Below are 23,722 nucleotides of genomic sequence, written 5' to 3' on the forward strand. Positions count from 1 at the left end.
AGCGGGGAAGAGGCTAACCTGACGTTGCTGGACGTTCAGAGTGGCCTCGGGTTGATTACATCGACTCGGGGCCTTTCTCTTTCTATCCGTTACCAATACAAGGCTCCGGACAGAAAGATCCAGAGCACCCATCCGCAGTCTATCCGATTATCCCCGGGGTTAAATTAGTCGTTCTGGCAACGTTGCGGAGCACTGCGCATTTTTAAGCAGAAATAGAAAAGGGGCGATGATTATCGCCCCTGGGTCAGTCAGTTTTTTGCAGTTACGCGGCTTCGGTGTGTTTCAGGCGCTTATCCTGCTTGAGCGGCTTTTCCGGCTTACTGGCCGCCAGCGCATCCGGCTCGAAGTCATCCACGTTGATGGAACGCAGACGGCTCTCCTCGGCTTTCACCAGGATCTTCGCCTCATCGGCGCTGATCTTGCCTTCTTCCAGTGCACGTTGTGCCAGACGATCCAGTCGGGTGAACGGCAGGTTCTTGCCGGCCGCCTTGCACAGACGGTCGTGAATCGGTTCGGCGGCGATCACGTCAGCCAGTGCGGCTTCCAGCAGGCCAACCGGGTTATGCTCGCTGGGTGTCAGATACTGGCCACGGCCCAGACGGCTACGGGTAGCAGACGGCTGTTGGATGATCTTGGCCAATTGGTGATCCAGACGGTCAGACGGTGCAGTATGGACACGGCCTAACGGGAAGACGACCAGGCGCATCACTCCGGCGATAAAGCGGTTCGGGAAGTTGCGCAGCAGATCGTCCAGCGCCTGTTCTGCCTGATGCAGACTGTCCTGTACGGCCCAATGTACCAGCGGCAAATCTTCTTTCTGACGGCCTTCATCTTCAAAACGTTTCAGTGCCGAAGAAGCCAGATACATTTGGCTGAGGATATCCCCCAGACGGGCGGAGATACGCTCACGGCGCTTCAGACTGCCACCCAGCACGCCCATGGAAACGTCTGACAACAGCGCCAGGTTAGCGCTCAGGCGGTTCAACTGTTGGTAATAACGACGAGTCGCGTCTTTGGTTGGTGTGCTGCTGGTGCGACCGTTAGTCAGGCCCAGCCAGAAGCTGCGCACCTTGTTGCTGCCCACGTGCCCCAGATGACCGAACAGCAATTTGTCATAGGCGTTCAGGTCGTTCTTCTGCGCTGCAGCCATTTCGTCCAGCACGTAAGGATGGCAGCGGATAGCCCCCTGACCGAAGATCATCATGGTACGAGTCAGGATATTGGCGCCTTCTACCGTGATGGCGATAGGCGCGCCCTGATAGGCTCGGGCCAGGAAGTTGGATTTACCCAGCATGATGCCTTTACCGCCGGCGATATCCATTGCATCAATGATTGCCTGCTGGCCGCGATGGGTACAGTGGTATTTCACGATGGCCGACAGCACGGCCGGTTTCTCGCCCAGCATCAGGCCGCTGGTGATAAGCGTAGCCGCGGCATCCATCACGTAGGTGTTACCGGCGATACGCGCCAGTGGTTCTTCGATACCTTCCATCTTGCCGATTGAGAGCTTGAACTGACGGCGGATATGGGCGTATGCCCCAATCGCCAGTGCCATGGACTTCACGCTACCGGTCGAGTTGGAAGGCAGGGTGATGCCACGGCCTACCGACAGGCACTCAACCAGCATACGCCAGCCCTGACCGGCCATTTTTGGCCCGCCGATGATGTAATCAATAGGGACGAACACGTCATTACCGCGAGTTGGGCCGTTTTGGAACGGCACGTTCAGCGGGAAGTGGCGGTTACCGATTTCAACACCTGGGGTGCTGGTTGGGATCAGCGCACAGGTGATGCCCGGTGATTCGTTATCGCCCAGCAGGTGATTCGGGTCATACAGTTTGAACGCCAGGCCCAGCACGGTCGCAACCGGTGCCAGCGTGATATAGCGTTTGTTCCAGGTCAGGCGCATGCCCAGCACCTGTTCGCCTTGCCAATCACCCATGCAGACGGTGCCGACGTCCGGAATGGCCCCGGCATCGGAACCGGCTTCCGGGCTGGTCAGGGCGAAACAAGGGATCTCGTCGCCGCGCGCCAGGCCTGGCAGGTAATGGTTTTTCTGTTCGTCAGTACCGTAATGCTGCAGCAGTTCACCGGGGCCGAGGGAGTTTGGCACGCCGACGGTGATGGCCAGAATACCGGAAACACCGGACAGTTTTTGCAGCACGCGCGCCTGAGCATAAGGAGAGAAGTCCAGGCCGCCGTATTCTTTTTTGATGATCATCGCGAAGAAGCGGTGTTCTTTCAGGTATGCCCACAGTTCCGGCGGTAAATCGGCCAGCTCGTGGGTGATTTGGAAGTCGTTGGCCATGCGGCAGGCTTCTTCCACCGGCCCGTCGATGAACGCTTGCTCTTCGGCGGTCAACTGCGGTTTCGGGTAGTTATGCAGCTTGTTCCAGTCCGGCGCACCGCGGAACAGATCGCCTTCCCACCAGGTGGTCCCGGCTTCGATCGCTTCCTTTTCGGTGGTGGACATTGGCGGCATCACCTTGCGGAATGCGCGCAGCGCCGGGGCGGACAGCATTGAACGGCGCAATGAGGTGACGTTCAACGGCAGCAGGATAATCGCCAGCGGCAGCAGCATCCAGAAGCTCCACAGGCCGATAGCGCCCATGGCGGCGGTGTACGCCAGAAGAATAAGGCTACTGAGGGTGAGGTTCACTCGGTGATAAAACACCACACCAATGAGTGCCAGCAAAACAACAATACTAAGAACCATCATAAGAAGCTCCAAAGTGGCAAGAGGTCTGACCTGTTGTGTGTATGTAATAGGTTTTAGTACAACCCCATATTTTTATCAATGCATTTACAGTTTAATTACAACTTAAGTCACAAACTGACCGCATCAATCATCAAAAACCTCATCGCGGCCTCAACCAGGCTGCTGTTTGACTGACAATGCTTCTCGGTTTTTCCCCGATCCGTTACACTGCGGAGCGGAAGATTGACGATAACAAGAGGTTCCTCATGTACCACGACCTTATTCGCAGTGAACTGAACGAAGCGGCCGATACCCTGGCGAAATTTATCAATGACGACGCCAATATCGACGCCATCCAACGCGCAGCAGTGCTGCTGGCCGATTCCTTTAAAGCCGGCGGGAAAGTCATTTCTTGCGGTAACGGTGGCTCCCACTGTGACGCGATGCACTTTGCCGAAGAGTTGACCGGCCGCTACCGTGAAAACCGTCCGGGTTATCCGGCGATTGCCATTTCCGACGTTAGCCATCTGTCTTGCGTCAGCAACGACTTTGGTTACGAGTATGTGTTTTCACGCTATGTGGAAGCGGTAGGTCGTGAAGGCGACGTCTTGCTGGGCATTTCCACCTCCGGCAATTCCGGCAACATTATTAAAGCCATCGAAGCTGCACGTGCCAAAGGGATGAAAGTGATCACCCTGACCGGCAAAGACGGCGGCAAAATGGCCGGTTCTGCCGATGTGGAAATCCGCGTACCGCACTTCGGTTACGCAGACCGCATTCAGGAAATTCATATCAAAGCGATCCACATCTTGATTCAGCTGATTGAAAAAGAGATGGTTAAGGCTTAACGGCTTTAGGGGGCATATTGCCCCCGTTAATAATGCACCGGGGTGCAGCAGGCCGCGCCCGAATAAACGGTGTCAGTGTGGTTAAGGAGTGCTGGCGATGTGTGAACTGCTCGGGATGAGCGCAAACGTACCGACCGATATTTGCTTTAGCTTTACCGGGCTGGTTCAGCGCGGTGGCCGTACCGGGCCACATAAAGATGGTTGGGGCATTACCTTCTACGAAGGGAACGGTTGCCGCACGTTTAAGGATCCCCAGCCGAGTTTCGACTCGCCGATCGCCCGTCTGGTGCAGGAATACCCGATCAAATCCTGTGCGGTGGTATCGCATATCCGCCAGGCCAATCGCGGTGAAGTGGCGCTGGAAAATACCCATCCCTTTACCCGTGAACTGTGGGGCCGTAACTGGACCTACGCGCACAATGGCCAGTTGAAAGGCTACCGTCAGTTGGAAACCGGCACCTTCCGCCCGGTTGGCCAGACTGACAGCGAATACGCTTTCTGCTGGCTGCTGCATCAGCTTTCCCTGAAATATCCGCGCACCCCGAGCCGTTGGCCGCCAGTTTTCCGTTATATCGCTTTGCTGGCGGATCAACTGCGTCAGAAGGGGGTATTCAATATGTTGCTGTCGGATGGGCGCTTTGTGATGGCTTATTGTTCGACCAACCTGTACTGGATCACGCGTCGCGCGCCGTTTGGCAAAGCCACGCTGCTCGATCAGGACGTAGAGATTGATTTTCAGCAGCAGACCACGCCTAACGATGTGGTCACGGTGATTGCTACCCAGCCGCTGACGGCGAATGAAACCTGGCACAAGATTGCGCCAGGTGAATTCGCACTATTTCACTTCGGTGAGCGGCTTGGTCTGAGCGAAGGGATTGGTACTGACAGTGGGAGCCGTGGTTGACGCATACTGCGTCATCTGGCCGCTGCTCAGCACGGGCTGACCCAACACGTACTGGCCATTGGCTACGCTGACCATCGGCGGCTGGTGATTTTTGACGAAGTAGTCATAACCTGGCTTCAGCTGGCGCCAGAAGGCGATGTAGCTCGATGAGCTGTGACGTTTCAGGTTCTTGTCGGTCATGCGGAACGGATAGATACTGATATCAATCCGGCTCTGGCCGTAAGCAAATGCGGCTTCGACGTAGCGATAAATCTCATCCATATAGGTGTTGGTCATTGCATAACACCCAATAGATTTACATTCACCGTGGATCATCAGATAAGCGCCGGAATAACCCTGTGATTTATCGTAATCATTCGGAAAACCGATATTAATGGCTCGATAATACTTGCTGTCGGGTTTCAGATGACGCGCGTCAACGCTATAAAAGCCTTCCGGACTCTTAAAGTCACCTTCACGGCGTTTCGGGCCGAGGCCGCCGGAGAAATTACAGATTTGGAAAGAGTTCACCAGACGGAATTCGTTGCCCATTTTGGCATACAATTCCAGCGTGCGTTCCTCTTTGAAGATCTGAATATAGACCGGTGACCCTACTAATTGCTGCTTAACTACCGGAACCTCGGGAACCTGCTCGCTGGCGCTGCAGGCCGTGATCATCGGCATAGAAAAAAGCATCGCAAACAACAACGCGATTTTGCTCATTATTATTCCTGCTTATATTTATCTGCTGGCTCAATGCACTTGGCCAACATGCCACTGATTATTGTTTTACGGTCTTAAAACACCGTCAGATTACCAGTGTGTTCTTTTTTAGCAATATGTGTTGTGTATAAAAAAACTACAAACTTCGATAAAAGTGAATCGACAGGCAGATTTTAACGATTAGTGGGGCGAAACAGCCGAAATTTAATTGTGTTTGCTTGACTCAGGTCACTGCCTGACACAGAAAAATGTTGTGAAAAATGTTAATATTCCGCCTCGAATTAGCGCGCAAAAAATGGACGCAGGAGTTAATCAACGGAATGTACGTTACCCCATTTTGTCAGTGCGAAAGATTTCATGTTGAGCGTGATGCCGTTTCGCTCAACCCAGAGGCTGCCGAAGCGGCCTCATCATCCAGGCATCGTCAGCACCAGCCTCTGGGGCCGGTAAGACGTGTGAAACTAACCAACATCGTATAAATCCTATGATTAAAATCAGAAAAGGGTTAGATCTGCCCATTGCCGGAGCTCCGGCTCAGGCGATTCAGGACGGCCCAATCATTCAGCATGTCGCCCTGCTTGGGGAAGATTATGTCGGAATGCGCCCGTCTATGCTGGTGCAGGAAGGCGAGAGCATTAAGAAAGGCCAGGCGCTGTTCGAAGATAAAAAGACCCCCGGGGTTTTCTTCACCGCTCCCGCCAGTGGCCGTATTCTTTCGATCAACCGCGGTGAACGGCGCGTATTGCAGTCGGTAGTTATCGCCGTTGAAAATGGCGGCGATGAGCAACTGGAGTTTGCTCATTATCCGGTTGCCGAACTGGCGATGCTGCCGCGGGAACAGGTCGAAAGCGAATTACTCGCCAGCGGTCTGTGGACTGCGCTACGTACCCGCCCATTCAGTAAAACGCCTGCACCGGGTAGCACTCCACGTGCCATTTTTGTTACCGCCATGGACAGCCAGCCGCTGGCTGCCGATCCGCAGGTGATCATCGCCGAGCAGTTGGCAGCGTTCAACGCCGGACTGGCGGTATTGGCCAGGCTTACCGACGGCAAGGTGCACGTTTGCCATGCCGCGGGCGCGAACCTGGGCAAACAACCCGATGCGCAGGTGACCTATAACGAATTCGCCGGTCCACATCCTGCCGGGTTGGTGGGCACCCATATTCATTTCCTCGAGCCGGTCAGTTTGAAAAAAACCGTCTGGCATATCGGCTATCAGGATGCGATCGCCATCGGCACCTTGTTCACCACCGGCAAACTCGATACCCGTCGGGTGGTGGCACTGGCCGGGCCGCAGGTGGAACAGCCGGTGTTGCTGCGCACCCGGTTGGGCGCCAGCATCGACGAACTGACCGCCGGGCGTCTGAAAGCCGGTGAGAACCGGGTGATTTCCGGTTCGGTGCTGAGCGGCACCCACGTTGCCGGGCCGAACGCTTACCTCGGCCGTTTCCATTCGCTGGTTTCCGTACTGCAGGAAGGGCGTGATAAAGAGCTGTTTGGTTGGATCGCGCCATCACCGGATAAATTTTCCATCACCCGTACTACGCTGGGCCATTTCCTGAAGAACAAACTGTTCGCCTTCTCGACCACCACCCACGGCGGTGAGCGTGCAATGGTGCCGATTGGCAACTACGAGCGGGTAATGCCGCTGGATATCCTGCCGACCCTGCTGCTGCGCGACCTGCTGGCGGGTGACAGCGACAGCGCACAGGCGTTGGGCTGTCTGGAGCTGGATGAAGAAGATCTGGCGCTGTGCACCTTCGTTTGCCCCGGCAAGTATGAATACGCTCCGGTGCTGCGCGATGTGCTGACCAAGATTGAGCAGGAAGGATAACCGATGGGCCTGAAGAACTTTTTTGAAAAAATCGAGCATCACTTCACACCGGGCGGCAAGCTGGAAAAGTGGTACCCGCTGTTTGAAGCGACTACCACGGTGTTCTATACCCCTGGTTTGGTGACGCGCGGGGCTTCGCACGTGCGCGATGCCATCGATCTGAAACGTATGATGATCCTGGTGTGGCTGGCGGTATTCCCGGCGATGTTCTGGGGCATGTACAATGTCGGCCAACAGGCCATTCCGGCATTGCACCACCTTTACAGTGGCGATCAACTACAGCAGGTGCTGGCGGGGGATTGGCACTATCGGTTGGCACAATGGCTGGGGGCATCACTGGCGGCGGACGCGGGCTGGATCAGCAAAATGGTGCTGGGCGCCTGCTATTTCCTGCCGATTTACGCCGTGGTGTTCCTGGTGGGTGGTTTCTGGGAGGTGCTGTTCGCGGTCATTCGCAAACATGAGATTAACGAAGGCTTCTTCGTCACCTCAATCCTGTTTGCACTGATTGTGCCGCCCACGCTGCCGCTGTGGCAGGCCGCGCTGGGGATCACCTTCGGCGTAGTGGTGGCGAAAGAGATATTTGGCGGTACCGGACGCAACTTCCTTAACCCGGCCTTGGCGGGGCGCGCGTTCCTGTTCTTTGCTTATCCGGCGCAGATTTCCGGTGACCTGGTGTGGACCTCCGCCGACGGTTTCTCTGGCGCGACGCCGCTGGCACAGTGGAGCGCGGGCGGGGCACACAGCCTGAGCAACGTGGCTACCGGCCAGTCCATCAGTTGGATGGATGCGTTCCTCGGCAACATTCCCGGCTCGGTGGGTGAAGTCTCCACGCTGATGATCCTGCTCGGCGGAGCGATAATCCTGTTTGGCCGCGTAGCTTCCTGGCGCATTGTCGCCGGCGTGATGCTCGGCATGATGGCTACCGCCTTCCTGTTCAACAGTATCGGCTCTACCACCAACCCGCTGTTTGCCATGCCTTGGTACTGGCACCTGGTGTTGGGCGGCTTCGCCTTCGGCATGATCTTTATGGCTACCGATCCGGTTTCCGCCTCGTTCACCAACAAGGGGAAATGGTGGTACGGCATTCTGATTGGCGTGATGTGCGTGCTGATCCGGGTGGTCAATCCGGCCTATCCGGAAGGCATGATGCTGGCGATCCTGTTCGCCAACCTGTTCGCGCCGCTGTTCGATTACCTGGTGGTGCAGGCCAACATCAAGCGGAGAAAAGCCCGTGGCGAATGAATCTAAAAACGACAGCATCGGTAAAACGCTGCTGGTGGTACTGCTGCTGTGCCTGGTGTGTTCTGTGGTGGTGGCGGGTTCCGCCGTCGGCCTGAAGTCCAAACAGCAAGAACAGAAGTTGCTCGACAAACAGCGCAATATTCTCGACGTGGCCGGTTTGCTGCAGCCGAAAATGGAAGGCGAGCAAGTCAAGACGCTGTTCACCCAACGTATTGAACCGCGCCTGCTGGATTTGAACAGCGGTGAATTTGTTGCGGGTAACGCGACGGCGTTCGATCTGCCCGCAGCCCTGCGTGATAACGCCAAAAGCGTAGCGCTACCGGCGGCCGACGACCCGGCCGGTATCAAACGCCGTAGCAACCAGGCGGAAATCTACCTGGTACGTGACGACAGCGGTGCAGTGAACAAAATCGTGCTGCCGGTCTACGGTACCGGCCTGTGGTCGATGATGTATGCCTTTGTGGCGCTGGATAACGACGGCAACACGGTGAAGGGCATCACTTACTACCAGCAAGGGGAAACTCCGGGGCTGGGTGGTGAGGTCGAAAATGCCGGCTGGCGCCAGCAGTGGATCGGTAAAAAGCTGTTTGATGACAGCGGCAAACCGGCGATCCGCGTAGTGAAAGGCGGGGCGCGTCAGGGGGATGAGCATGGGGTGGACGGTTTGTCCGGTGCCACGCTGACCTCCAACGGCGTGCAGCATACTTTTGACTTCTGGTTGGGCGAGCACGGCTTTGGCCCGTTCCTGCAAAAAGTTCGTGAAGGAGCGCTGAAAAATGGCTGATTCCAAAGAGATTAAACGGGTCCTTTTAGGGCCGTTGTTCGACAACAACCCAATTGCCTTGCAGGTGCTGGGTGTCTGTTCTGCGTTGGCGGTGACCACCAAGCTGGAAACGGCGGTGGTGATGACCATCGCAGTAACGCTGGTTACCGCGTTCTCCAGCTTCTTTATTTCGCTGATCCGCCACCATATCCCGAACAGCGTGCGCATCATCGTGCAGATGGCGATTATCGCCTCGTTGGTGATTGTGGTCGATCAGTTGCTGCGCGCCTATGCGTTCGAGATATCCAAGCAGCTGTCGGTGTTTGTCGGCCTGATCATCACCAACTGTATCGTGATGGGGCGCGCCGAAGCCTATGCCATGAAATCGCCACCGATCGAGAGTTTTATGGACGGTATCGGCAACGGCTTGGGCTACGGGGTGATCCTGGTGTTGGTCGGTTTCCTGCGTGAGCTGTTCGGTTCCGGCAAGCTGTTTGGCATTCCGGTGCTGGAAACGGTGCAGAACGGCGGCTGGTATCAACCGAACGGCCTGTTCCTGCTGGCACCGAGCGCGTTCTTTATCATCGGCCTGCTGATTTGGGCGCTACGCAGCCTGAAACCAGCGCAGATCGAAAAGGAGTAATGGCCGATGGAACATTATATCAGCCTGTTTGTACGCGCGGTGTTCGTTGAGAACATGGCGTTGGCGTTCTTCCTGGGGATGTGTACCTTCCTGGCGGTATCGAAGAAGGTATCGACTGCCTTTGGTTTGGGCATCGCGGTGACCCTGGTGCTCGGGATCTCCGTGCCGGTGAACAACCTGGTCTACAACCTGATCCTGCGTGATGGTGCGCTGGTGGAAGGTGTTGATCTGAGCTTCCTCAACTTCATTACCTTTATCGGCGTGATTGCGGCGCTGGTGCAGATTCTGGAGATGATCCTCGATCGCTTCTTCCCGTCGCTGTACAACGCACTCGGCATTTTCCTGCCGCTTATCACCGTGAACTGCGCCATCTTCGGTGGCGTGTCCTTCATGGTGCAACGTGACTACAACTTCGCTGAATCAGTGGTGTACGGATTCGGCTCCGGCACCGGCTGGATGTTGGCGATTGTCGCGATGGCGGGGATCCGCGAAAAACTCAAGTATGCCAATGTCCCCGCAGGGTTGCGCGGCCTGGGCATTACCTTTATCACCACCGGGCTGATGGCGTTGGGCTTTATGTCCTTCTCCGGTGTTCAGTTGTAAAGGCGGGAAGAATTTATGGAAATTATTTTAGGCGTCGCGATGTTTACCGGCATCGTTATGGTGTTGGTGTTGCTCATCCTGTTCGCCAAATCCAGGCTGGTGAACACCGGTGACATTGCGGTAGAAGTTAATGGCGATCTCGACAAGAGCTTTACCGCCCCGGCGGGTGACAAGCTGCTGAACATGCTCTCCAGCCAGGGGATCTTCGTTTCGTCCGCCTGTGGTGGCGGCGGTTCTTGCGGCCAGTGCCGGGTGGTGATCAAAGAGGGCGGCGGCGATATCCTGCCGACCGAACTGTCGCACATCAACAAGCGTGAAGCGAAAGAGGGCTGCCGACTGGCTTGCCAGGTGAACGTGAAGCAGAACCTGAAAATCGAGCTGCCGGAAGAGATCTTCGGGGTGAAAAAGTGGGAGTGCGAGGTTATCTCCAATGATAACAAAGCCACTTTTATCAAAGAGCTGAAACTGAAAATCCCTGATGGGGAAGACGTGCCATTCCGCGCCGGTGGGTTTATCCAGATCGAAGCGCCGGCACACGACATCAGCTATGCCGATTTTGACGTGCCTGACGAGTACCGTGGCGATTGGGACAAGTTCAACCTGTTCCGTTACCGCTCGGTAGTGAATGAAACCACGGTACGTGCCTACTCGATGGCCAACTACCCGGACGAAAAGGGCATTATTATGCTCAACGTACGTATCGCCACGCCGCCACCGCGCGATCCTGACGTGCCGCCGGGCATCATGTCCTCTTATATCTGGTCGTTAAAGGCCGGGGACAAGGTGACCATTTCCGGGCCGTTCGGCGAGTTCTTTGCCAAGGACACCGACGCGGAAATGATCTTTATCGGCGGTGGTGCCGGTATGGCACCGATGCGTTCGCACATCTTTGACCAGCTCAATCGTCTGAAGTCGAAGCGTAAAATCACCTTCTGGTACGGCGCGCGTTCACTGCGTGAGATGTTCTACGAGGAAGATTTCAACCAACTGCAGGCAGAGAACGAGAACTTTACCTGGCATGTGGCGCTTTCCGATCCGCAGCCTGAGGATAACTGGACGGGTTACACCGGCTTTATCCATAATGTTCTGTTGGAGAACTATCTGCGGAACCATCCGGCCCCGGAAGACTGTGAGTTTTACATGTGCGGTCCGCCAATGATGAACGCCGCAGTGATCAAGATGCTGAAAGACCTGGGCGTTGAAGACGAAAATATCATGCTTGATGACTTTGGTGGCTAAATGCGCGCATGGGCAATGAAGGGGTTGATGACGACGGTGGCGCTCAGCGCCACCCTGTTATTGACCGGCTGCGGACCGGAGCAGGTCAATCTCGATGGCAAAACCATGGGGACATCGTATTCAGTTCGCTACGTCACCGGTGATGACACGCCGTCAGCCGCCAAAATACAGGCGGAGATCGACAAGCGGTTGGAGTTGGTGAACGACCAAATGTCCACCTACCGGCCAGGCTCTGAACTGAGCCGCTTCAACGCCAGTCGCGCTGTTGATAAACCCTTCCCGGTATCGGCGGCAACCACCGAGGTGGTGCTGGAAGCGCTGCGCATTAACCGCGTCACCGACGGCGCGCTGGACGTGACCGTCGGGCCGCTGGTTAATCTGTGGGGCTTCGGCCCGGAAGGGCGGCCGGACAAGGTGCCGAGCGCTGCCGAACTGGAGCGCCGCCGCGCCTGGACCGGTATCGACAAACTGTCGGTGCAGGGCAATGCATTGGTAAAGAGCATTCCTGAGCTGTATGTCGATCTCTCCTCGATCGCCAAGGGCTACGGGGTGGATGTGATTGCCCAGTATCTGCAATCGCAGCAGGTTAAGAACTACATGGTGGATATTGGCGGTGAGGTCCGTACTCGTGGCCACAACGGTGAGAAAAAACCGTGGCGTATCGCCATTGAACGGCCGACGGCCGGCATGGAGCAGAAGGCGCAACTGGTGATCCAGCCGGGCGAGATGTCGATCGCCACCTCGGGGGATTATCGCAACTACTTCGAACAGGACGGCGTGCGTTATTCGCACACCATAGATCCGGTTACCGGCAAGCCGATCCATCATCATCTGGTGTCGGTTACGGTGCTGAGCCCGACCTGTATGGCCGCCGATGGTCTGTCTACCGGGTTGAACGTATTGGGGCCGGAGCGCGGCATGGCGTTGGCGAACCTGATGGGGATCCCGGTGTTCATGATTGTGAAAACCACCAAAGGTTTTGAAGAGCGCTACTCCGACGCGTTCAAACCTTATTTGAACAAGAGCTAGTGAGGTCGCTATGTTGACAGTATTTGTCGCCAGCTTCGTGTTGTTTCTGCTGATTGTCGGCGGGATGTCGTTGGGGTACGTGTTCAAGCGTAAAAGCCTGCAAGGCAGCTGCGGCGGGATCACGTCGTTGGGGATGGATAAAGTCTGTGACTGCCCAGAACCCTGCGATGCGCGTAAAAAGCGTCTGGAGAAAGAGGCGTTGCGCCAGCAACAGTTGGAAAAACACCGGATTATCTGAATAACTGGGGCGCATACAGCGCCCTTTTTTACAGCGTTTTAAATCGGTTATTTGGCCTTGGCAAACTCCCTGGCTTCAGCCGGTGAGTTGACCATAACCCCGTCTACACCCAGCGCCAGCGCCTGCTGGTATTCTGCCGGGGTGTTGATGCCGAACAGGATGATGTGCGCCGGGCCTTGCGAACGGAAGCAGTCGATCGATTCTTTATCCCAGGTTAGAAACGCCTTGGAGCGCCCTTCACCCAGGGTAAATTTCTCCACCACTTCTACTTCTCTTTTCAGTTCCAGCCCGTACCAGCGCGGTTGCTGATGGTCTGGCTTCAGCTCACACAGATGCGACAGGCTGATATTCGCCAGCAGGTCGCGGGTTTCATCGCGGGTTTCAAAACGTTTGATCGCCGGCGGCAGCGCCTGCAGATATTTGGCATCGGTGGAGTACACGCGGGTGCGGTTCAGGCTGTTGGTTTTTTCCAGCGTTGCCAGCAGGGCTTTGCCGAACTGGGCCGGGTCTGCGTCTGGGGATTTGATATCCAGATAGAAGTTAACCTTGGGGAAGGCATTGAGGATCTCATCCAAACGTGGAATGCCAATGCCTTTACCCCGGAACGGATGGGTTTCACCTTTGGCAAATGACCAACCGGCGTCAACTTTCGCCAGTTGCGCAGCGGTAAAGGCGGAAACCAATCCCTGCCGATCGGTTAGCGCTTTCAGATCCGAAGGGCGGTAAAGCACGATCACGCCGTCTTTGGATTCCTGCAGGGTGATCCAGATGGCGTCGGCGCCGTTTTTCAGTGCGGTTTCAATGGCGACGCGGGTATTTTCAGGAGCGTCGGCGGTACCACCACGGTGAGCGATAATGGCGGGCGCGGCGGTAGCGGCAAGGGATATCAGGGATAAGGCTGAGGCTAACAAATAGACCGATAATGTTTTCATGTAGGGCACCATCCTGTGCGTAGAGTTATTGTTGTCAGTAACTGTGGCGACTAATTTGCCACAGCGTACTATTGAAAAATTACGCTTTTTTAACAAGTCGAAGATAATTGGGTGAAACCCCGTTTTCTCCGAGTAGAGCCGAGGCTTGAGCTTTCCATTGTTGCCTGTATACTTATACAGTGTTATTGGGAGGCGCGATGCGTAAAATCATTCATGTCGATATGGACTGCTTCTTCGCGGCGGTAGAAATGCGCGACGATCCCAGCCTGCGCGATATTCCGTTGGCAATTGGCGGCAGTGCCGACCGGCGTGGGGTGATCAGCACCGCCAACTATCCTGCACGCCGCTATGGTGTGCACAGTGCGATGTCGACGGCGATGGCGCTCAAGCTTTGCCCGCACCTTAAGCTGCTGCCCGGGCGTATGGCGGCGTATAAGGAAGCCTCGCAGCATATCCGCGAAATCTTCGCCCGCTACACCCCGCTGATTGAACCGCTGTCGCTGGATGAAGCCTATCTGGACGTGACCGACTGCCGCCAGTGCAACGGCTCGGCGACGTTGATCGCCGAGCAAATTCGCCAGACTATCTCCGATGAACTCAACCTTACCGCTTCTGCCGGTATCGCGCCGATCAAGTTCCTCGCCAAAATTGCCTCAGAGTTGAATAAGCCGAACGGACAATACGTCATCACCCCGGCGCAGGTGCCGGCTTTTTTACAGCAGTTACCGCTGAGTAAAATCCCTGGCGTGGGCAAAGTAACCGCCAAACGGCTGGAAGAAGTGGGGCTGATCACCTGCGTCGACGTGCAGCAGTACGATCTGGCGGCGCTGTTAAAGCGCTTCGGCAAATTTGGCCGGGTGCTGTGGGAGCGTTGTCAGGGAATTGATCTGCGTGAGGTTTCGCCAGAGCGGTTACGCAAGTCGGTGGGGGTGGAGCGAACCTTGGCGGAGGACATCCATGACTGGGAAGACTGCGAAGCGTTGATTGTCGATAAACTCTATCCCGAGCTGGAACTGCGGTTGCGTAAGGTGAAACCGGATCTGCACATCGCCCGGCAGGGGGTAAAACTGAAGTTTCAGGATTTCCAGCAAACTACCCAGGAACACGTTTGGCCAGTACTGAATAAAGACGATTTAATCAACGTGGCACGGCAGGTATGGCGTGAGCGGCGTGAAGGGCGCGGGGTGCGACTGGTCGGGTTGCACGTGACGCTGCTGGATCCGCAACTGGAGCGGCAACTGCTGCTACCCTGGGAATAACAAGGGCGCAATGCAGTATTGCGCCCTTGGTTTAATCACTAAGTCATCTGTAATATTACGCGCGCTCTGGGATAGCTTTCAGCAGTGCCGTCAGCAACTTCCAGTACAGGCCCACGCTTTCGATATGCACCTGCTCATCCGGCGAGTGTGGCCCGGTGATGGTTGGCCCAATCGACACCATATCCATGTTTGGGTACGGTTTTTTGAACAGACCGCATTCCAGACCTGCGTGGATCACCATGATGTTCGGCGTCTTGTTGAACAGATCCTGATAAATCTCGCGCACCAGATGCATCACCGGTGAGTCTGCGTCCGGCTGCCAGCCTGGGTAGCCGCCTTTGGGTGCCACTTTGGCGTTGGCCAACTGACCCAGAGCGGTCAGCATGCCGACCACGTAGTCTTTACCGCTGTCGATCAACGAGCGGATCAGGCAGATGATTTCTGCTTCGCTGTCGCTGGTGGTGACCACGCCCACGTTCAGTGAGGTTTCCACCACGCCTTTCACCGCGTCGCTCATGCGGATCACACCGTTTGGCGTGCCATTGAGCAGCGCTACAAAACGCTGTTGGCTATCGCTGGTCATCGCCTGCGAGGTGCTGGTGACAGGCTCCAGCAAAACGGTAATGTTCTTCTCTTTGGCAGCCAGCTCGTTTTGCAGGGTAGCCAGGAACGCCTGGCTCAGCGCTTTCAGCGCATCGGCTTTCTCGGCCGGCACGGCAACCACTGCAGAGGCTTCACGCGGAATAGCATTACGCAGCGTACCGCCGTTCAGATCCAGCAGGCGCAGGTTCAGCTCAGCGGTATGATCAAACAGGAAGCGTGCCAGCAGTTTGTTGGCATTGCCCAGCCCAACGTGGATATCCGCGCCAGAGTGGCCGCCTTTCAGGCCTTTGATCGTCAGCTTCAGGGTCTGATAACCGGCAGGCACGGTTTCGCGCTGCAGTGGCAGGGTGGTGATGAAATCAATACCGCCGGCGCAACCCATGTAGATCTCGCCTTCCTCTTCTGAGTCGGTGTTGATCAGGATATCCGCTTGCAGCCAGTTAGCCTGCAGGCCAAATGCACCGTCCATACCGGCTTCTTCGGTCATGGTCAGCAGCACTTCCAGCGGGCCGTGTTCGACGCTGTCGTCGGCCAGCACGGCCAGTGCGGAGGCCATACCGATGCCGTTGTCGGCACCCAGCGTGGTGCCGCGCGCCTTGATCCACTCACCGTCGATGTACGGCTGAATCGGATCCTTGGTGAAGTCGTGCACGGTGTCGTTATTTTTCTGTGGCACCATGTCCAGGTGCGCCTGCAGTGCAACCGGCTTGCGGTTTTCCATGCCTTTGGTGGCCGGCTTACGCAGCAGGATGTTGCCTACATGGTCACGCTCGGCGTGCAGGTTTTTCTCTTTGGCCCACTCGAGGATGTGCTGTGCCAGCGCTTCTTCATGATAAGAAGGATGCGGAATAGAGCAGATTTTGGCAAAAATATCCCACAGCGGCTGTGGCGAAAGTTGAGACAATTCAGACACTATAAGTCTCCTGTAACAGCATTCTCGGCAGTGCGGGAATGCCGCTCGGTTAGGGTTAGGGGCATCTGTGCGGCTTTGGCACGATCTCCAGAGAATATCACTTTATTCCGGGCGGTGCCCGTCCCGTATTGTGCTGTTTAAGCGCTTGATCACACTAGTTTGGTTGGTCGTTGCTCATTTATTCAGCATCAATCACCAGACGAAATACTTATGAATTCCAAGGTACAACTGGCATTTGATGCGGTCAGTCTTTATAATCTCGCGCAACCTTTTTTCCCCTGATTACTGAGTAAGCCGCACCACTGCTGGCTGGGACACCATTCTATGAGCGAAAAATACGTTGTTACCTGGGACATGCTGCAAATGCAAGCGCGCAAACTGGCTCACCGCCTGCTGCCTGCTGACCAATGGACGGGCATTATTGCCGTAAGCCGCGGCGGGCTGGTACCGGCTGCCTTACTGGCGCGTGAGCTGGGTATTCGCCACGTGGATACCGTCTGCATTTCCAGCTATGACCATGACAATCAACGTGAAATGAAAGTGCTCAAGCGCGCTGAAGGCGACGGTGAAGGCTTTATCGTTATCGACGATCTGGTGGATACCGGCGGCACCGCGAAAGCGATCCGTGAAATGTACCCGAAAGCGCACTTCGTCACTATCTTCGCCAAGCCGGCAGGTCGCCCGCTGGTAGACGACTATGTGGTTGATATCCCACAGGATACCTGGATCGAGCAGCCATGGGACATGGCGGTGACCTTCGTGCCACCAATCGGCGGTCGTTAAGTTCGCCACGCCGATTTGCCAAAACGCCCGGTTCCACCGGGCGTTTGCATTTCTGATTTCCGCCCCACAGATCCGCTTCAAGTATGACGGGTTTATCGCGCCAGACTTAGGTACACTACCTCCAGTTGATTAGGCTGTTTGCGGCCTATTACCAGATTTACGGAGGCTGTTGTTACCATGGCACAAGCCAACCTTTCTGAAATCCTGTTCAAACCCTCATTTAAGCACCCTGAGACCTCAACTCTGGTACTGCGCGCGCGCAGTAAAATCAGTGCTGAACTGCATTCCACGCTGGAAGGCAATACCGTCAGCAATTGGTACCGCATGCTCAACCCACTGTTGTGGGCCTGGCGCGGTGTCGATCCCATTGAAATCAACGAAGTGCTGGCCCGTATTGCCGTTGCGGATGTGGAACACACCAACGACAAATGGCTGGATACCGTGGTCGGTTACCGTAATGGCAACTGGATCTACGAATGGGTGCATCAGGGCATGCTTTGGCAGCAGCGAGCGCTGGAACAGCAGGATCCGCTGACCGGCGGCCAGTATTGGCTCAACGCCGCCAACTTTTACAGCATTGCCGGCTACCCGCATCTGAAAGGTGACGAGTTGGCCGAGCAGGCGGAGGCGTTGTCCAACCGGGCTTACGAAGAGGCCGCGCTGTTACTGCCGTACCAGTTGAAAGAGCTGGAGTTTCGCATTGAAGGTGGCAGCAGCATCACCGGCTTCCTGCATTTGCCGGAGAAGGGCGAAGCGCCGTTCCCGACGGTACTGATGTGCGGCAGCCTGGATACCCTGCAGACCGACTATCACCGCCTGTTCCGCGATTATCTGGCACCGCAGGGCATTGCCATGCTGACCATTGATATGCCTTCCATCGGTTCTTCTTACAAGTGGAAACTGACGCAAGATTCCAGCTTCCTGCATCAGCAGGTGCTGACCCAGTTAACCACGGTGCCCTGGATTGACCATCAGCGCGTCACCGCGTTTGGTTTCCGCTTTGGCGCCAATGTGGCGGTGCGTCTGGCCTATCTGGAGCCACAGCGGTTGCGTGGCGTGGCCTGCCTGGGGCCGGTGGTGCATCGCCTGCTGTGCGACAGCAGCACCCAGAAGCACGTGCCGGACATGTATATGGACGTGCTGGCCAGCCGGATGGGCATGGCCAACGCTTCGGATCATGTGCTGAAGGTCGAGTTGAACAGCTATTCGCTGAAAACCCAGGGGCTGTTGGGCCGCCGTTGCCCGACGCCGATGCTGGCCGGCTACTGGGAGCAGGATCCGCTCAGCCCGAAAGAAGAGTCGCAGCTGATCGTTTCGTCCTCGATGGACGGCAAACTGATCGCCATACCGCGCAAGCCGGTGTACAGCAGTTTCCACAAGGCGCTGTTGCAAATGTCCCATTGGATGAAAGATAAAATGCGTTAATTAGTTGCTAAATTTTAACAGTTTGTTAAAAAGAATGGTCTACATTGAGGAGCTTAAGAATGACGTTACCGAGTGGTCACCCTAAAAGCCGACTAATGAAACGTTTCGCCAGCTTGGGGCCGTATCTGCGTGAAGGGCAATGTGAGAACGACCGTTTTTTCTTTGATTGTTTAGCCGTCTGCGTCAATGTTAAGCCTGCTCCAGAGCTGCGAGAGTTTTGGGGTTGGTGGATCGAACTGCATGCTGAAGATACGCGTTTTACCTATTCGTATCAGTTTGGCCTGTTTGATAAGAAAGGGCAGTGGACGCCGGAAAAGATTAAGGATACTGAAGTCAAAACCAAGCTGGAAACCACCCTGCGTGATTTCCATCGTCGTCTGGGCGAACTGCTGGCCACCATGGAACTGACGCTTGAACCCGCCGCTGATTTCAAAGAAAAACTGATTAAACTTTCCGCCTGACCCCGTTTGACCGCAAGTATTCTGCTGATTTCGCGTTGTGCCTGTTGGCATAACGCGTCTCTCCTGTTACAAAGTCCCTAGTATTATTCTTCTCATCTTACACGGCAGAAACACTATGAACGGCAGCCAGACACTGGTTGTGAAATTGGGCACCAGCGTGTTGACCGGCGGATCGCTGCGTCTTAACCGTGCCCATATTGTCGAACTGGTTCGCCAGTGCGCACAACAGCATGCAGCGGGTCACCGCATCGTTATCGTCACCTCCGGCGCGATTGCCGCCGGGCGCGAACATTTGGGTTACCCCGAACTCCCCGCCACCATAGCCTCCAAGCAGTTGCTGGCGGCGGTCGGGCAGAGCCGGTTGATCCAACTGTGGGAGCAACTGTTCTCCATTTACGGTATCCACGTCGGGCAGATGTTGCTGACGCGTGCCGATCTGGAAGACCGCGAACGCTTCCTCAATGCGCGTGACACCATGACGGCGTTGCTGGACAACCGTATCGTGCCGGTGATCAATGAGAACGACGCGGTTGCGACCGCAGAAATCAAGGTAGGCGACAACGACAACCTGTCGGCATTGGCGGCAATCCTGGCCGGGGCAGACAAACTGTTGTTGCTGACCGATCAGCAGGGGCTGTACACCGCCGACCCACGTAACAACCCGCAGGCAGAGCTGATCCGTGAAGTGCACGGCATCGACGACGCCTTGCGCGCCATCGCCGGGGACAGCGTTTCTGGCCTGGGCACCGGCGGCATGGGCACCAAGCTGCAAGCCGCCGACGTGGCCTGCCGTGCCGGTATCGACGTAATCATCGCCGCCGGCAGCAAGCCGGGTGTGGTGGCTGACGTGATTGAAGGCAAACCTGTGGGCACCCGTTTCCACGCGCTGGAAACCCCGCTGGAAAACCGCAAACGCTGGATCTTCGGCGCACCCCCGGCCGGTGAGATCACCGTCGACGACGGTGCGGTCGACGCCATTATGGCGCGTGGCAGCTCACTGCTGCCGAAGGGCATCCGCGAGGTCAAAGGCGATTTCTCCCGTGGTGAAGTGATCCGCATCCGCAACCTGACGGGGCGCGATCTGGCGCACGGCGTCAGCCGTTATAACAGCGACGCGATGCGCATGATTGCCGGTCACCACTCGCAGGAAATCAGCGAAATTCTCGGTTATGAATACGGCCCGGTGGCAGTTCACCGCGACGATATGATTGTCAGCTAAGGAGTGAGCATGCTCGAGCAGATGGGGAAGGCCGCCAAGCAGGCCTCCTGGCAACTGGCGGTGCTGAGCACGGCGAAGAAAAACCAGGTGCTGTCGGTGATTGCCGACAAACTGGAAGCCGAAAGCGAAGTGATTTTACAGGCTAACGAACAGGACATGGAGCAGGCACGCGCCAGCGGAATGAGCGAAGCGCTGCTCGATCGCCTGTTGCTGACCCCGGCACGTCTGGCGGCGATCGCCAACGACGTGCGTCAGGTATGCCGCCTGAACGACCCGGTCGGCCACGTATTGGACGGCAGCCTGCTGGACAGCGGGCTGAAGCTGGAACGTCGCCGGGTACCGCTCGGGGTGATTGGCGTGATTTATGAAGCGCGGCCCAACGTCACCATCGACGTCGCCAGCCTGTGCCTGAAAACCGGCAACGCGGTGATCCTGCGTGGCGGTAAAGAAACCCACCACACCAATCAGGCGACGGTGAAGGTGATCCAGCTGGCGCTGGAACAGTGCGGCCTGCCGGCAGCAGCGGTACAGGCGATTGAAAGCCCGGATCGCGCACTGGTGAATGAATTGCTGCGCCTGGATCGCTACGTCGACATGCTGATCCCACGCGGCGGCGCCGGCCTGCACAAGCTGTGCCGCGAACAGTCGACCATCCCGGTGATCACCGGCGGTATCGGCGTTTGCCACACTTATGTTGATGACAGCGTTGATTTCGACAAAGCACTGACTGTGATCGAGAACGCCAAAATTCAACGCCCAAGCGCCTGTAACTCGCTGGAGACGCTGCTGGTGAACCGCAATATCGCTGCAGAGTTTCTGCCTGCCTTGAGCAGCAAAATGGCGGCGGTCGGCGTCACCCTGCACGCGGCGGAGAACGCCATGCCGCTGTTGCAAGACGGCCCGGCAACGGTGGTGGCGGTCGCGGCGGAAGATTACGACGACGAATGGCTGTCGTTGGACTTGAACGTGGCGCTGGTGGATGACATCGATCAGGCCATCGACCATATTCGCACCCATGGCACCAGCCACTCCGACGCGATCCTCACCCGTTCACTGAGCAGCGCCGAGCACTTTGTGCGTGCGGTGGATTCAAGCGCGGTGTACGTCAACGCCAGCACCCGCTTCACCGACGGCGGCCAGTTCGGCCTGGGCGCAGAAGTAGCCGTCAGCACCCAGAAACTGCACGCCCGCGGCCCAATGGGCCTGGACGCACTCACCACCTACAAGTGGATCGGTTACGGTGATGATTTGGTTCGGGGTTAGGTTTTAGTTCGGGGCTTAAAAAATGCAGGGGCGCAGTTCATTGGACTGTGCCCTTTGTATTTGGGGGATAAAAGGGTTTTATGCCAATGCTGATATATCTTGGTTGGTGGTGTTGCTGGCCTAAGTGAAACTTCTCCTGACAGTCGGCTTTGTGCCAAGTATAGTCATTCGCACCCTGAGAGTTACACTTTTAAGTGATTCAGGGTATGCGCTTATTGGTTACGAATATTGTGCCAGAATCATGTGATTTGATGATTGCCGCTTTGCTTTCGAGCCAGTAAGTGCTCCACGTTCGCTAACGAATACTCAGGGCATGCAGAAAACTGCTGACTATATTTCTTTCGAAGAGCGTGGAATGCATACCAATCCCCGATAAAAAGGAGTTGGTGATGACTGCGATTAATCAGTTTGCTGCTCATGTTGGTCTGGACTGGGCGGATAAAAAACACGATGTCTGCGTTCAGTTTAAAAACGGTGAACGCGTATTCCATGTGATTGAACATACACCAGAAGCGCTTGATGTCTGGCTTACCGAGTTACACCAGAAAGTAAAAGGCAGAATCGCCATAGCTCTCGAGCTGAAGAAGGGCCCCGTGGTATATGCTCTTCAAAAATATCCCTTTATCACCGTTTTCCCCGTCCACGCTTTGTCCCTGGCTCGTTACCGGCAAGCCTTCTCGCCCAGCGGCGCTAAAGATGACCCGCAGGATGCAGAGCTGGCATTAGAGTTAATGCTGCGTTATCCCCAAAAGATAAAAGCTATTGAACCCGACAATGCGGATATTCGCTTACTTCAGCAACTGGTTGAGCAACGTCGTCAACTGGTTGAAGATAAACGCCGTTTTGTGAACCGGATAATCAACACTCTTAAACAGTATTATCCTCAGCCCCTGGAGTGGTTCTCACATCGGGGGAGCTTACTGTTGTGTGAACTGATTATACGATGGCCCAGTCTGCAACAACTGAAGCGAGCCAGGCGCGACACGATCCGCAACTTTCTGAATGCCAAAGGTGGTCGCGCAGTGGCCCTTACCGAGCAGCGTGTTTTGAGTATTGATAACGCGATCCCATTGACGACAGACCCGAGTGTTATAGAGGCTAATGCTTTGATGGCAACAGCACTGGCGACACAAATTAAAGTCGTGAGTGAAATCATCAAAACCTATGACGAACGAATCGAAACGCTGTTTGACACGTTGCCAGATGCGGGGCTGTTCAAATTACTTCCGGGCATGGGGCCGTGTATGGGCCCACGGATGCTTGCTGCGCTTGGTGATAACCGTGATCGGTTTAACAGCGCTGAAGAAATTCAAAACTATGCAGGTATTGCACCGGTGACCGAACGAAGTGGCCAGAAATCATGGGTTCACTGGCGATGGCAATGTGCCAAGTTCGTCAGGCAGACCTTTGTTGAATGGGCTGCCAAGACGGTTAATTCATCATACTGGGCCAGACTTTATTACCAGGGGCAGCGAGAAAAAGGGAAATCACATCAATCAGCCATCCGGGCTTTGGCGTTTAAATGGATAAGGATCATTTACCGCTGCTGGAAAACCAGAACCCAGTACGACGAAGCGAAATATTTGCTGGCTCTCGAAGCGCGACACTCGCCCTTACTGAAGCCATAAAAAGCTTGTCGAATGTCTCAGGGCGTGAAGCGGACATAGCTCATGGCCTGGAACTTTAAAATAATCTATCTGACGAGTCGCAGCCCTCTGGATACAATTTTTTTGAATTCCTCACATTCGGAATGCTCAGTCTTTGTACAACATGCGACATGTTTCAGTCCCCGGCTTAACAACTGGAGTTTGCGGATAGTGCCGTCGATCTCCGTTGCTCGTTGGAGAAGCTGAACGCTGTCTAATGCGAGTTTGTTCTCTGCACTAAACATTGCGCCTATTTCATCAAGAGAAAACCCTGCTGCCTGCCCAAGCGCGATTAACTGCAGTTTATCGATCACGCTTTCCTTGTACTGCCTTCTTAGACCATTACGGCCAACAGGTTTGATTAGCTTTTTCTTTTCGTAGTATCGCAACGCTGACGGGGTAACTCCGGTAAGGTCAGCGATTTTCCTGATATCCAGTTCTTTCATTGTTGACTTAAACCTCACTTTAAGTT

Annotated in this window: 22 protein-coding genes; 17 read left to right on the forward strand and 5 right to left on the reverse strand. The window is 55.6% G+C overall.

The genetic code is table 11. From position 1 onward, the window contains the following. Window positions 1-262: 262 nt before the first annotated feature. Complete coding sequence (gene fadE, locus ACSOSI_RS04540) at window positions 263-2,719, reverse strand: acyl-CoA dehydrogenase FadE (RefSeq protein ID WP_261408437.1); 2,457 nt, start codon at window positions 2,717-2,719, stop codon at window positions 263-265. Window positions 2,720-2,964: 245 nt separating this feature from the next. On the opposite strand from fadE, the gene lpcA reads away from it, so the two are divergent. Then, window positions 2,965-3,546 (forward strand): D-sedoheptulose 7-phosphate isomerase, encoded by a 582-nt coding sequence (lpcA, locus tag ACSOSI_RS04545; RefSeq protein ID WP_004949058.1) that lies wholly within the window; start codon window positions 2,965-2,967, stop codon window positions 3,544-3,546. A 97-nt stretch (window positions 3,547-3,643) separates the two neighbouring features. Further along, entirely contained in the window at window positions 3,644-4,450 is an 807-nt protein-coding gene (locus ACSOSI_RS04550; RefSeq protein ID WP_012005394.1) for a class II glutamine amidotransferase, read from the forward strand. On the opposite strand, the gene dpaA is transcribed toward ACSOSI_RS04550, so the two are convergent. After that, on the reverse strand, window positions 4,382-5,152 hold the full coding sequence (dpaA, locus tag ACSOSI_RS04555) for a peptidoglycan meso-diaminopimelic acid protein amidase (protein ID WP_012005395.1): 771 nt from the start codon (window positions 5,150-5,152) through the stop codon (window positions 4,382-4,384). The genes ACSOSI_RS04550 and dpaA overlap by 69 nt on opposite strands. Before the next feature lie 484 nt (window positions 5,153-5,636). On the opposite strand from dpaA, the gene ACSOSI_RS04560 reads away from it, so the two are divergent. From ACSOSI_RS04560 to nqrM, 8 genes are read left to right on the forward strand one after another with little or no spacing between them, the layout of a single operon-like run. After that, window positions 5,637-6,986 carry a Na(+)-translocating NADH-quinone reductase subunit A gene (locus ACSOSI_RS04560; RefSeq protein WP_476706613.1) on the forward strand — a complete coding sequence of 450 codons (1,350 nt, stop codon included), beginning with the start codon at window positions 5,637-5,639 and terminating at the stop codon, window positions 6,984-6,986. 3 nt (window positions 6,987-6,989) lie between these two features. Further along, entirely contained in the window at window positions 6,990-8,231 is a 1,242-nt protein-coding gene (locus ACSOSI_RS04565) for an NADH:ubiquinone reductase (Na(+)-transporting) subunit B (protein WP_012005397.1), read from the forward strand. Further along, the gene (locus ACSOSI_RS04570) at window positions 8,221-9,015 is read left to right on the forward strand and encodes a Na(+)-translocating NADH-quinone reductase subunit C (protein ID WP_017891735.1); all 795 of its coding nucleotides are present in this window, start codon (window positions 8,221-8,223) and stop codon (window positions 9,013-9,015) included. Before ACSOSI_RS04565 ends, ACSOSI_RS04570 begins: the two co-directional genes overlap by 11 nt. Beyond that, window positions 9,008-9,637: an NADH:ubiquinone reductase (Na(+)-transporting) subunit D gene (locus ACSOSI_RS04575; RefSeq protein WP_012005399.1), complete on the forward strand. Its 630-nt coding sequence runs from the start codon at window positions 9,008-9,010 to the stop codon at window positions 9,635-9,637. Before ACSOSI_RS04570 ends, ACSOSI_RS04575 begins: the two co-directional genes overlap by 8 nt. A 6-nt stretch (window positions 9,638-9,643) precedes the next feature. Continuing rightward, on the forward strand, window positions 9,644-10,240 hold the full coding sequence (gene nqrE, locus ACSOSI_RS04580; protein ID WP_012005400.1) for an NADH:ubiquinone reductase (Na(+)-transporting) subunit E: 597 nt from the start codon (window positions 9,644-9,646) through the stop codon (window positions 10,238-10,240). Window positions 10,241-10,255: 15 nt separating this feature from the next. Next, window positions 10,256-11,479, forward strand: coding sequence for an NADH:ubiquinone reductase (Na(+)-transporting) subunit F (gene nqrF / locus ACSOSI_RS04585; RefSeq protein WP_012005401.1), 1,224 nt, complete (start codon window positions 10,256-10,258; stop codon window positions 11,477-11,479). Then, on the forward strand, window positions 11,480-12,508 hold the full coding sequence (locus tag ACSOSI_RS04590; RefSeq protein ID WP_476706614.1) for an FAD:protein FMN transferase: 1,029 nt from the start codon (window positions 11,480-11,482) through the stop codon (window positions 12,506-12,508). It begins immediately after the preceding gene. A gap of 10 nt (window positions 12,509-12,518) precedes the next feature. Further along, complete coding sequence (nqrM, locus tag ACSOSI_RS04595) at window positions 12,519-12,746, forward strand: (Na+)-NQR maturation NqrM (RefSeq protein ID WP_476706615.1); 228 nt, start codon at window positions 12,519-12,521, stop codon at window positions 12,744-12,746. A 47-nt stretch (window positions 12,747-12,793) separates the two neighbouring features. Here the strand turns inward: nqrM and ACSOSI_RS04600 are convergent, their stop codons facing one another. Beyond that, on the reverse strand, window positions 12,794-13,678 hold the full coding sequence (locus ACSOSI_RS04600; RefSeq protein ID WP_261099055.1) for a glycerophosphodiester phosphodiesterase family protein: 885 nt from the start codon (window positions 13,676-13,678) through the stop codon (window positions 12,794-12,796). Between the two features lie 197 nt (window positions 13,679-13,875). Between ACSOSI_RS04600 and dinB the strand changes: the two genes are divergently transcribed. Next, the gene (dinB, locus tag ACSOSI_RS04605; RefSeq protein WP_476706616.1) at window positions 13,876-14,937 is read left to right on the forward strand and encodes a DNA polymerase IV; all 1,062 of its coding nucleotides are present in this window, start codon (window positions 13,876-13,878) and stop codon (window positions 14,935-14,937) included. A gap of 55 nt (window positions 14,938-14,992) precedes the next feature. Here the strand turns inward: dinB and pepD are convergent, their stop codons facing one another. Beyond that, window positions 14,993-16,453: a beta-Ala-His dipeptidase gene (gene pepD, locus ACSOSI_RS04610; RefSeq protein ID WP_375189323.1), complete on the reverse strand. Its 1,461-nt coding sequence runs from the start codon at window positions 16,451-16,453 to the stop codon at window positions 14,993-14,995. Window positions 16,454-16,777: 324 nt separating this feature from the next. Here pepD and gpt point away from each other — a divergent pair, with 324 nt between their 5' ends. The 6 genes from gpt to ACSOSI_RS04640 all read left to right on the forward strand — a co-directional run bounded on the left by gpt (window position 16,778) and on the right by ACSOSI_RS04640 (window position 23,232). Next, window positions 16,778-17,236 (forward strand): xanthine phosphoribosyltransferase, encoded by a 459-nt coding sequence (gpt, locus tag ACSOSI_RS04615; RefSeq protein ID WP_012005407.1) that lies wholly within the window; start codon window positions 16,778-16,780, stop codon window positions 17,234-17,236. 177 nt (window positions 17,237-17,413) lie between these two features. Continuing rightward, window positions 17,414-18,661 carry an esterase FrsA gene (gene frsA, locus ACSOSI_RS04620; protein WP_017891739.1) on the forward strand — a complete coding sequence of 416 codons (1,248 nt, stop codon included), beginning with the start codon at window positions 17,414-17,416 and terminating at the stop codon, window positions 18,659-18,661. Between the two features lie 59 nt (window positions 18,662-18,720). Further along, window positions 18,721-19,122, forward strand: a complete 402-nt coding sequence (gene crl / locus ACSOSI_RS04625) for a sigma factor-binding protein Crl (protein WP_012005409.1) — start codon at window positions 18,721-18,723, stop codon at window positions 19,120-19,122. A gap of 115 nt (window positions 19,123-19,237) precedes the next feature. Continuing rightward, window positions 19,238-20,341: a glutamate 5-kinase gene (gene proB, locus ACSOSI_RS04630; RefSeq protein ID WP_012005410.1), complete on the forward strand. Its 1,104-nt coding sequence runs from the start codon at window positions 19,238-19,240 to the stop codon at window positions 20,339-20,341. A 9-nt stretch (window positions 20,342-20,350) separates the two neighbouring features. Beyond that, window positions 20,351-21,604: a glutamate-5-semialdehyde dehydrogenase gene (gene proA / locus ACSOSI_RS04635; protein ID WP_476706617.1), complete on the forward strand. Its 1,254-nt coding sequence runs from the start codon at window positions 20,351-20,353 to the stop codon at window positions 21,602-21,604. A gap of 389 nt (window positions 21,605-21,993) precedes the next feature. Next, complete coding sequence (locus tag ACSOSI_RS04640; protein ID WP_476705855.1) at window positions 21,994-23,232, forward strand: IS110 family RNA-guided transposase; 1,239 nt, start codon at window positions 21,994-21,996, stop codon at window positions 23,230-23,232. A gap of 65 nt (window positions 23,233-23,297) precedes the next feature. Here the strand turns inward: ACSOSI_RS04640 and ACSOSI_RS04645 are convergent, their stop codons facing one another. Further along, window positions 23,298-23,696 (reverse strand): MerR family transcriptional regulator, encoded by a 399-nt coding sequence (locus tag ACSOSI_RS04645; RefSeq protein WP_261128401.1) that lies wholly within the window; start codon window positions 23,694-23,696, stop codon window positions 23,298-23,300. Window positions 23,697-23,722 lie beyond the last annotated feature (26 nt).

The sequence above is a fragment of the Serratia sp. AR11 genome (assembly GCF_056376275.1).